Here is a 9,499-nt window from a genome sequence, read left to right as displayed (position 1 = left end):
CCGCTGATCGGCTCGGTCGCTGGTTCTGACCTGACCGGAATTCACTGGGCGATCGTCGGCGGCGAGAGCGGTCCAAAAGCCCGGTATATGGACCCAAGTTGGGTTGGCGAGATTGAGCGTATGTGTCGCCGGGCCGGCACTGCCTTTTTCTTCAAGCAGTGGGGCGGCCGGAACAAGAAGGCCGCCGGCCGGGAGCTCAACGGCCGGTTCTATGATGAGATGCCGGCATCGATTTGACTATCGATCCACCGAAAGACTGCGCAAGGCTGATGGCCCTTTTAGAGGGATTTGAGATGGCGCAGAATAGAGAAAACTTCTGAGGCCGCTCAATCGCTGGCAGAGGGAACGGATCTAACACTTCCGCGAAAATGGTCTTCAGACGCTTTTGGACGTATTGCTCCAACCCCGCGACGTCGGCATTCCTCTGCCGGACATCGACCGGCTCCATATCGAAAAGGAGGTTTGCCGCGGGCCTGGGTGCATCTGAATATAGCTCCTGCTTCCATTCATCGGTCCCAAGCATGCGCGTTATCGCTCGTTCCTTGGCGCCGTCTATCTTGGCCAAATCGCGCGCAGCTTGCCTGTACAAGCCGGAGAGCGGGAACAAATACCAGACGTCTATAGCTTTAGTTTCTGCGATTCTTCTCAAAGTGTCCCATTCGACCTCCATCCCATAAGGGTCTAGGAACATCACGGCACGCGTTTTTCGCCAGCCTTCCCATGCAATTTCGCTCTTGATGAGTTTGTTTGCATCGCCTTCAAGCACGTCAATATCGCGGCTTGGGTGCTCTGCCTTGAGTGCTTCCAGAGCAGCAACATGCTTTGGCTTGACGTCCATGAATACCAGTCGATCAAAAGGCGGCTCGATATCGATAGCAATTTTGGCCGAACCACGCCTGTGCTCAACTTGCTCAGGTACCGGCTCTTCAAATAAATCTCCTTCTCGAGCTTTCACCCTAACCGTGCGCCGGCCAGTGCCGGCGAAAGCGTCGATGTACCAAACCTGGTCGCACCATGTGTGGAGAGCTGCCGAGTAGCGCTTAAGATATTTCTCGACGATCTCTAGCTTGATGTCAGTATGTTGGCCGCCAAATTCATGCTCGAAAGTGTCGGACACTCACGTACTCCCGCCAGTTCACTCCTTTGGCAGGAATTCATAGTCCAGGCGGTAAGTCCAGATATTCCCAAACGCACCGAACCCCGTCACCCCTCGCGGATCGGCGCCACGTTTAGGTTCGGTCGCGGTGGTCTGCACGGCATTGTGTCCGTCCTCTCCCTTCTGTTCATCCGCTATATCAGTGACAAATACGCGGACCTTCCCTACGCGCCGATCACCGTGCCGAAAGGGGCAAGCTTCGCCGATATAGTGGCCTTGAAGGGCACGCCCGACATTGGCGATCTGATCAACAAGAAGATCATAGCCCCGCTGGCGGCCGCCAACCAGCAACTGTCCCAGGCCGATTTTCCAGACTTCAACGAGGCGTCGAAGCTGGGTGACGGCAAAGAGATCGCAATGTGGATTCTTGGCGTTGAATCGGCTGGATGATTGCGTTCGGGGCGAGGACTGATAGCATTTCTTAATGAGCGCGCTTGCCGTCACCTCTGCCGCGACCCATCGCAGAATCCGCCGGGCTCGCACCTGGCTGGAAGGCAGGGCCCGGCACCCCTCCAGTCTGACACCGAAACGGAAGCCTAAACACGAGCCTAAAAAGCAAACTCAATATTCGGTAACAAGCTCGTCGATGGCTCAGTTGAACAGGCTGATGGAGTCATCAGGGAGTTTGAAATCGCGAAAGAGCAGGGTCTTATCGTCTTGCCGCTGGGGGCGACTGGATCGACCGCCCTGACCTTGGCGAAGAAGGCTCTGGCAGATCCGGGCTCCAACCTCGCCGGCGTAGATGCTGACTCGTTGCGCCTGCTGGAGGAGTTGTCGGCTCATGAAGAAAATCTGAACCTACTGGTACCGAAGGTTGTGGCGCTAGTCGGGAAACTCCAGGGGAACGTGGCAAAGTGACGGTTCGCAAAGTATTCTTCAGCTTTCACTACGAGAGAGATGTTCGCCGGATCCAGCAGGTACGGCAGTCCTGGGTTGTGCGCGAGCGTGGGGCTGCCGTGCCGTTCTACGACAAGGCGGAGTTTGAAGAAGCCAAACGTCGCGCTGGTGGAATCAAGCAGTGGATTGATGAGCAGCTTCACGGCTGCTCGGTGACGGCCGTACTTTTCGGTCGAGAAACCTATGATCGCGAGTGGGTACGCTATGAGATCAAGAAGAGCTACGAGCAGAGGATGGGGATCCTGGCGATCGACATCCATAACGTCAAAGACCCACTGACTGGTGTCGGCGCGCCTGGCCGCAATCCGCTTGAATATTGGAAGGTTGACGGACGGCCGATGTCCTCAATGTACCGAACATACGACTGGATACGCTACGACGGCTACAACAATATCGCATCCTGGATCGAGACAGCCGCTAGAGCTGCAGGACGCTAGTCTGTAGCGCGAAGGGCTCTTACTGCAGCAGCGTATCCGCCAGCCCATCCGTGTCGGTGCCGCGAGATTGGACGATCCCACGCGAGATCCAATCGGGCTGTCCGTCTGCTGTCCTGGGCCCATCCAAATCAGGAGCACCGGCTCACCTTATAGTCTCAGCAAAAGCTGCTTCCGGATCGGGATCAAAGACCCGCAACTTGGATCACTGCCTGAGCAAAGGCTTCAGGCGCCTCCTGGGGCAGGTTGTGACCTATGCCGCCTGAGATGGTGCGGTGCTCGTATTTGCCCGAAAACATTTTGGCATACGCGCCTGGTTCCGGATGCGGCGCGCCGTTAGCATCGCCTTCGAGGGTGATCGTCGGCACGGCGATCACCGGCGCCTTGGCGAGCCGCTGCTCCAACTCGTCATACCGCCGCTCTCCGTCGGCCAGTCCGAGCCGCCAGCGGTAGTTGTGGATAGTGATCGCGACATGATCCGGATTGTCGAACGCCGTCGCACTCCGGTCGAATGTGGCGTCGTCGAAACTCCACTGCGGCGAACCGATCTCCCAGATCAGCCTCGCGAAATCGCGCGTGTATTTCTCGTAGCCGGCGCGGCCGCGCTCGGTGGCGAAATAATATTGATACCACCACTGCAACTCGGCTTTCGGCGGCAACGGCATCATACCGAGCTTCTGATTGCCGATGAGATAGCCGCTCACCGAGACCATCGCCTTGCAGCGTTCCGGCCAGAGCGCGGCAACGATGTTCGCGGTTCGCGCTCCCCAGTCGCAGCCGGCAATCGTGGCTTTCTCAATCCCCAACGCATCCATCAGGGAGATAACGTCGGCGCCGAGTGCTGACTGCTGGGCGTTACGCGGAGCGTCCTGCGACAGAAAGTGTGTTGTGCCGTAACCGCGCAGGTAAAGGCACTATGACGCGACATCCCCTCTCCGCCAGGAGAGGAGCGACGTCGATGTAGGTGTGGATGTCATATGGCCAGCCGTGCAGCAGGATGACAGGAGGTCCGTCGATTGGTCCCGCTTCGGCGTAGCCTACGTTCAGGACGCCGGCCGCGATGTGCTTCAAGGAGCCGAACGACGTGTTGGTCCCCGGGTTGATGGTCGTCGCCGCTGCGGTATTCGTCGCGCCGGATTGCGCATTGGCTGACACGGCCATCACCAACGGGGCTGCTGCAATCATGGCCGCACCGCCGAGAAGATGGCGCCGGCGGTGATCGATCCGCTCGAGATAGTAGCTCCTACCCATATCCGAGGCCTTTTTATTGCGGTGTTGCACGATAGCGGCGGCGGGAACGGCCACTAGCCACTCAGGCCGGAACTTCAACCCGTGTGAATTCAGCGGCGTTGGATTTCACGAACTCGTATACGCTCGTCGGCTTCGTTCCAGTAAGTTTGAACAGGTCATCCGTTATACGATCATACCGGCCCGCGGTGTGCAGTTCGGCCATCACCGCCAGGTGCTTGGCGAGATGCGTTGGCACCCCAAGCTCGCGGAGCTTGTCCATCCATGGCGAGAGCGGCACGTCGCGATAGCGTATCGTACGGCCGAGCGCCGCGGAGAACGCCCGGGCGAAGTGCTCCAGATCCGCGGATTCAAAACCGGTGAGATTGTACACTTGACCGATGTGGTGGGCAGGATCGTCGAGGATCACGGAAACGGCGCGCGCCACATCAACAGCCGAGATCGGCGATGTTCTGCTGCCACCCAGCGGAAGCGCCAGTTCGTCGTGATTTCGCACGCCGGCAGCGGCAAGACGCAGGAAAAAGCTTTCCAGGAAAACCGTTGGCCGCACCGTGATGACCGGCAGCCCGGACCAGGCCAATGCCTGTTCGGCAAGCCAGTGCAGCTTGTGCTGCGGGCTGTCCGTGGTCTCGGTTATGCCCATCTGGGCCACCGTCATCTGCGACATATTCACGAACGCCTCAACGCCGTGATGGCGCGCCACGGCGGCGACATTGACCGTGGCTTCGAGATACGCCGCCGAGACTGACATTCCAAAATAGATGCGCGGGCAACCTTCGATCGCCCGGTGCATCGAGGCAAGATCGGTCAGGTCGCCCTCCACAACCTCGGCCCCGAGCCGGCGCAGTCCCTCAGCGCGTTCATCGTCGCGCCGGACCAAGGCGCGTACCCTGTGCCCCTTGGCACGCAGCATGACGGTGAGGTGCCGACCGATAGCACCGATATCGCCGGCCGCTCCTGTCACGAGGATCGGGCTGCCGTATGAGAACTGTCTGATCATATAGATTCCCTTACGGTTGTGAGTCGCAGCGCCCCAGTTGTGTCGCACGTTTAAGAGTGCCTCGTTACGCCGCAGCGGCGATCTGGTAGCGTGCCGGCAAGACATTGAGGGACAGGCTCGGGATGAGCTTCTGCCGCGCCGCCTCGTAAGCGTGCCAGTCCGCCGCCTCGGGAAGCGATGGAATGGTGACGAGTTCGCCTTGGTCGAGGCCGGCCAGCGCCGCGTCCACCAACTCGTCCGCCTTCATGACCATCTTCTCCGGCAGCTGCTCGACCGAGCCGCCCGCCGCATCCCAGAAATTCGTAGCGGTCGCACCCGGCAATACGGCTTGGATACGCACGTTCTTGTTCGCAAGCTCCTTGTGGAGCGACAGGCTGAGCGCCAGCACGAAGGCTTTCGTCCCGCCATAGACACCGTTCAGGATTTCCGGCGCGATGGCAACGGCCGACGAAATGTTGATGATCGTGCCGCCGCTGCGGGCGACGAAAGCCGGGACCACGGCGTAGGTGAGCCGGGTGAGCGCGGTGACGTTGAGCGCGATCATCTCCTCCATGGCGTCGGTGTCAGACTCCAGCAGCGGCGCGACGGCGCCAACACCGGCGTTGTTGACCAGCATGGTGATGCCGGAATCTATGGCGAGCATCGCCTCGATGCGGTTCAGATCGGCTTTGTTGTTGAGGTCGGCCGCGACGACGTTGACGGCGCGGCCGGTCGCGCCGGCAATACGCTTCGCCACATCGTCCAGCTTCTTTTGGTTGCGTGCCACGAGGATCAGGTCATGGCCGCGGCGTGCCAGTCGGTCGGCATAGATCGCGCCAATCCCTGAGGAGGCGCCCGTCACCACTGCAATGCCCTTGAGGCTCGTAGACATTATTCTGCTCCTGTTCGGTTGCGCGGCTGAGGCGCGCGAGTTCACATGCGGCGGACCGGGATCGATTCCCCGGTCCGCGCCTCGGGAGGAGAGCGGGCCGCCCCGCTCACTGGGATGATGTCTTCCTCTGGGCACACAGATCGACTGTCAGAGCAGCCAAATCTATTGCACGATGGTATCGGCGATACTTTTGTCTTGGTGGAACGGCGAGACACCTATTTACCGCCCAAAACCGACACCAAGGCACAATAGACGTTTACATCTGCCCGACGCATCCTCAGGCGCGCGCAGATACACGCGAAAGGATGGAAATGGAGATCGATCTCGGCCGCGTCTTCGACACGCTTCCGGCCATGGTGTGGACTGCGCAGCCCGACGGGCATTTCGACTTCGCCAATCGACGCTGGTCCGACTACACCGGTCTCAGCCTCGATGAAGCCCATGGCTGGGAGTGGCAGGCCGCAGTAAATCCAGACGACTTGCCCACGGTACTCGAACGCTGGCGATCGATTCTGGCGACTGGCGAGCCCGGCGACTTGGAAGCGCGCGTACGGGGCTTCGATGGGCAGTACCATTGGTTCCGCGTCCAGTGCAGTCCGATGCGCGGCGACGGCGGACAGATCATCAAATGGTGTGGAGTGGGCACGGACGTCGAGGATTTTCGTCGAGCTGAGGAGACCTTGCGGCGGCGCGAGCTCGATTTTCAGCTGATCGTCGATAGTATACCGATGCCGGTCGCCGTGACCACACCGTCGGGCGAGATCGAGGGCCTCAATCAGCTCACCCTCGATTACTTCGGCAAAACATTCGAAGAACTGAAAGGCTGGAAGGCCTCTGACGTTGTCCATCCGGATGATCTGGAGCGGACGATCGCTGCTCAGTTGGATGCGCACCGAAAGGGCAGCGCCTACAATGTCGAGAGCCGCCACCGCCGTGCTGACGGCGTCTATCGCTGGCACAACCTCCTTGGCCTGCCTTTGCGTGATCCGCAAGGCAACATCCTCCGTTGGTTTCATTTGCTGGTCGATATCGATGATCGCAAGCGGGCTGAGGAGGCGCTCAGCGCAAGCGAAAGTTATGCCCGATCGATCGTGGACAGTATTCCGGGCATGATCGCAGCCTTTACGCCAAATGGTGAGCTCGAATTCGTTAACCGCCAGATCATCGAGTTCTTTGGCAAGCCACTTGAGGAGTTGAAGCGCTGGGCAACCAGCGATATGACACACCCGGAGGACCTACCGCGTGCTGTCGAGTACTTCACGCGATCGATCGCGTCGGGTGAGCCCTTCACGGACGAAGTCCGCGCTCGACGTTTCGATGGCGTCTACCGCTGGTTTCAGTCTCGCGGATTTCCGCTTCGGGACACGAACGGGCGCATCGACCGCTGGTACAACCTGCTCATTGACATTGACGAGCGCAAGCGTGCCGAAGAAGCCCTCGCGGCGCGCGAGCGCAATCTCAACGAGATCATCAACACGATTCCCGTTCTGGCATGGTCTGCCCGTCCGGATGGTTCCACCCAATTCTTCAACCAGCACTATCTTCATTATGTGGGCCTTTCGATCGGCCAAATAAAGGATTGGGTGCCGACAACTGCGCTGTCCGATTACTGGGACCTAACAGCAGCGGTCCATCCAGACGACGTAGACGGACTTACTGCTGCTTGGGAGGCCATTTTAGCATCCGGAAAATCGGGGGAAGCTGAGGCACGCCTTCGCCGTTTCGACGGAATCTATCGATGGTTTCTAGTTCGTGCCAATCCGCTGTGCGACGAATCCGGGAATATCGTCAAATGGTACGGAGTAAGCATCGACATTGACGACCGGAAGCGAGCCGAGCAAGCGCTTCGCCAAAGCGAGCGCAGTTTCAAACTAATCATCGACACCATTCCGGCTCTCGCTTGGTCGGCTCGTCCTGATGGTTCAGCCGAATTCTTCAGCAAGCACTATCTCGACTACGTCGGTCTTTCGGCCGAGCAGGCACAGGATTGGGGCTGGACCGTCGCGGTCCATTCTGACGATCTGAGCGGGCTGGCGGCCACGTGGCAGGCAATCATGGCTTCCGGAAAGCCAGGAGAGGCCGAAGCGCGACTGCGCCGGTTTGATGGCGATTATAGATGGCTCCTGTTCCGCGCGAATCCATTGCGCGATGCATCCGGGAACATCGTCAAATGGTATGGGATCAATACTGATATCGATGACCGCAAACGCGCGGAGACCAATCTTGCTCGAGAGAAGCATCTGCTGGAGATGATTGCGTCGGGCAGACCGCTTCGCGGTGTTCTCGGCGCACTTTGCGAGATGGTCGAAGAGGCTGGCCCCGGCTGCTATTGTGATGTTCACCCGATCGATTGGAGCGGCCCAAGCATTGAATACAGCGTGGCGCCCTCGCTTCCTCCCAGTTACACCGACCCGATTGCTGGGCTCTCTCTTAACGGCGACGCTTTGCCCTGCGCGATAGCAGTCCGTCAGAAGGCACAGGTAGTCGCTGAGGACATGGACACGGACCCACGCTGGCGCGACTCCCCTGTTCGAACGCGCGTTCTGGAGCACGGACTGAGATCGGTCTGGAGCACGCCGATTTATGCAAAAAATGGACGTATCCTTGGCACGCTTTGCCTCTATCAGCGCCAGCCTGCCAGCCCGTCGCCGCAGCATCAAAGTCTCATCGCTCATGCGACGCACCTCGCGAGCATCGCCATCGAACGTTCGCGGACTGAAGCAGCGCTTCGGCGCAGTGAAACGCTGCTGGCCGAAGGTCAACAGCTCAGTTCGACCGGCAGCTTCTCTTGGCGCGTGGACACGGACGAGATCGCGTTTTCGGAAGAACTCTGTCGTATCTTCGAGTTTGACCCGAATGGCGTTGTAACGCTCGGGCAGTTTCGTGCGCGAGTCCACCCGGACGACATGCCCTCGCTGTCGGCGCAATTGGATCGGGTTCGCGCTGGCCACGGCTATCCGGGTTACGAGATCCGGCTGCGGATGCCGGATGACAGGGTGAAGTACTTGCGCACCTTTGGTCGTGTGGTCCGTCACCAGGATGGCCAACTTGAGTGCCTAGCTGCGGTGCAGGACGTGACGGAGCGCCGGCTCGCGGACGAGGCACTGAGCAAGGCCCGTTCGGAACTCGCACATGTCACCAGGATTACGAGCCTCGGAGCGTTGACGGCGTCGATTGCCCATGAAGTCAACCAGCCGCTGTCGGGCATCATAACCAATGCTGGCACCTGCCTTCGTATGCTGGCCGCCGATCCGCCGAACATGGACGGCGCGCGGGAGACCGCGCGACGCACCATCCGCGACGGCAACCGTGCAGCCGACGTGATCACGCGACTGCGCGCACTCTTCAGCAAGAGAACCCCGTCGATCGAGCCCGTCGATCTCAACGAAGCTGCACGAGAGGTGATCGATCTGTTGTCGAGTGATCTTCAAAGAAGCCGGGTGGTTCTACGCACCGCATTTGCCGACGGTCTTCCGCTTGCAGGCGGAGACCGCGTGCAGCTTCAGCAGGTCATCATGAATCTGCTGCGTAATGCTGCCGATGCAATGGGTGGTGTTGACGATCGCCCAAGGCGGTTGCTTGTGAAGACCGAACCGGACGAGGACGATCATGTACGTCTGACCGTGCAGGACGCCGGCGTTGGTCTCACGTCCGTAGCTGCGGAGCGGCTTTTCGAGGCGTTCTACACGACCAAAAACGACGGTATGGGGATCGGCTTGTCCGTCAGCCGCTCCATCATCGAGAGCCACAACGGCCGCTTGTGGGCAGCATCCAATGACGGCCCCGGGGCCACGTTTTCGTTTTCCATCCCCAAGTACTCAGGGGATGAGGCACCCGCGCAAGATATTAGCGCTGCGGGGGCGTCCATCACCAGCAGTGTCCAAGTGTAGCGG

Annotated in this window: 8 protein-coding genes and 1 pseudogene; 5 read left to right on the top strand and 4 right to left on the bottom strand. The window is 59.7% G+C overall.

Going from position 1 to position 9,499, the window contains the following annotated elements; genetic code table 11:
• A partial coding sequence (locus tag EOA86_RS00130; RefSeq protein ID WP_128340381.1) for a DUF5131 family protein occupies positions 1-237 on the top strand: 237 nt, incomplete at its 5' end.
• Here the strand turns inward: EOA86_RS00130 and EOA86_RS00125 are convergent.
• On the bottom strand, positions 197-1,117 hold the full coding sequence (locus EOA86_RS00125; RefSeq protein ID WP_128340380.1) for a three-Cys-motif partner protein TcmP: 921 nt from the start codon (positions 1,115-1,117) through the stop codon (positions 197-199). The genes EOA86_RS00130 and EOA86_RS00125 overlap by 41 nt on opposite strands.
• Between EOA86_RS00125 and EOA86_RS39200 the strand changes: the two genes are divergently transcribed.
• From EOA86_RS39200 to EOA86_RS00115, 3 genes are all read left to right on the top strand, one after another.
• On the top strand, positions 1,097-1,546 hold the full coding sequence (locus tag EOA86_RS39200; RefSeq protein WP_206629935.1) for an SAM-dependent DNA methyltransferase: 450 nt from the start codon (positions 1,097-1,099) through the stop codon (positions 1,544-1,546). The two genes, EOA86_RS00125 and EOA86_RS39200, sit on opposite strands and share 21 nt — an antisense overlap.
• A 174-nt stretch (positions 1,547-1,720) precedes the next feature.
• Complete coding sequence (locus EOA86_RS38340; RefSeq protein WP_164891499.1) at positions 1,721-2,014, top strand: hypothetical protein; 294 nt, start codon at positions 1,721-1,723, stop codon at positions 2,012-2,014.
• The gene (locus tag EOA86_RS00115; RefSeq protein WP_128340379.1) at positions 2,011-2,490 is read left to right on the top strand and encodes a TIR domain-containing protein; all 480 of its coding nucleotides are present in this window, start codon (positions 2,011-2,013) and stop codon (positions 2,488-2,490) included. Before EOA86_RS38340 ends, EOA86_RS00115 begins: the two co-directional genes overlap by 4 nt.
• Before the next feature lie 182 nt (positions 2,491-2,672).
• Here EOA86_RS00115 and EOA86_RS00110 read toward each other — a convergent pair.
• The 3 genes and pseudogenes from EOA86_RS00110 to EOA86_RS00100 all read right to left on the bottom strand — a co-directional run bounded on the left by EOA86_RS00110 (position 2,673) and on the right by EOA86_RS00100 (position 5,606).
• A pseudogene (locus EOA86_RS00110) lies at positions 2,673-3,738 on the bottom strand (alpha/beta hydrolase).
• 61 nt (positions 3,739-3,799) lie between these two features.
• Positions 3,800-4,735, bottom strand: a complete 936-nt coding sequence (locus EOA86_RS00105; RefSeq protein WP_128340386.1) for an NmrA family NAD(P)-binding protein — start codon at positions 4,733-4,735, stop codon at positions 3,800-3,802.
• Between the two features lie 64 nt (positions 4,736-4,799).
• On the bottom strand, positions 4,800-5,606 hold the full coding sequence (locus EOA86_RS00100) for an SDR family oxidoreductase (protein ID WP_128340378.1): 807 nt from the start codon (positions 5,604-5,606) through the stop codon (positions 4,800-4,802).
• A gap of 305 nt (positions 5,607-5,911) precedes the next feature.
• Between EOA86_RS00100 and EOA86_RS00095 the strand changes: the two genes are divergently transcribed.
• Complete coding sequence (locus tag EOA86_RS00095; RefSeq protein WP_128340377.1) at positions 5,912-9,496, top strand: PAS domain-containing protein; 3,585 nt, start codon at positions 5,912-5,914, stop codon at positions 9,494-9,496.
• Positions 9,497-9,499: the final 3 nt, after the last annotated feature.

The organism is Mesorhizobium sp. M5C.F.Ca.IN.020.32.2.1 (assembly GCF_004023105.1).
In the GTDB taxonomy this organism is placed as follows: domain Bacteria; phylum Pseudomonadota; class Alphaproteobacteria; order Rhizobiales; family Rhizobiaceae; genus Mesorhizobium; species Mesorhizobium wenxiniae.
This window is presented reverse-complemented; position numbering and strand designations above follow the sequence as displayed.

Coding starts and splice junctions, on each gene's coding strand:
- EOA86_RS39200 (WP_206629935.1), top strand. CDS start 1,097: ATGCTCGAAAGTGTCGGACACTCACGTACTCCCGCCAGTTCACTCCTT.
- EOA86_RS00105 (WP_128340386.1), bottom strand. CDS start 4,735: ATGATCAGACAGTTCTCATACGGCAGCCCGATCCTCGTGACAGGAGCG.
- EOA86_RS00100 (WP_128340378.1), bottom strand. CDS start 5,606: ATGTCTACGAGCCTCAAGGGCATTGCAGTGGTGACGGGCGCCTCCTCA.
- EOA86_RS00095 (WP_128340377.1), top strand. CDS start 5,912: ATGGAAATGGAGATCGATCTCGGCCGCGTCTTCGACACGCTTCCGGCC.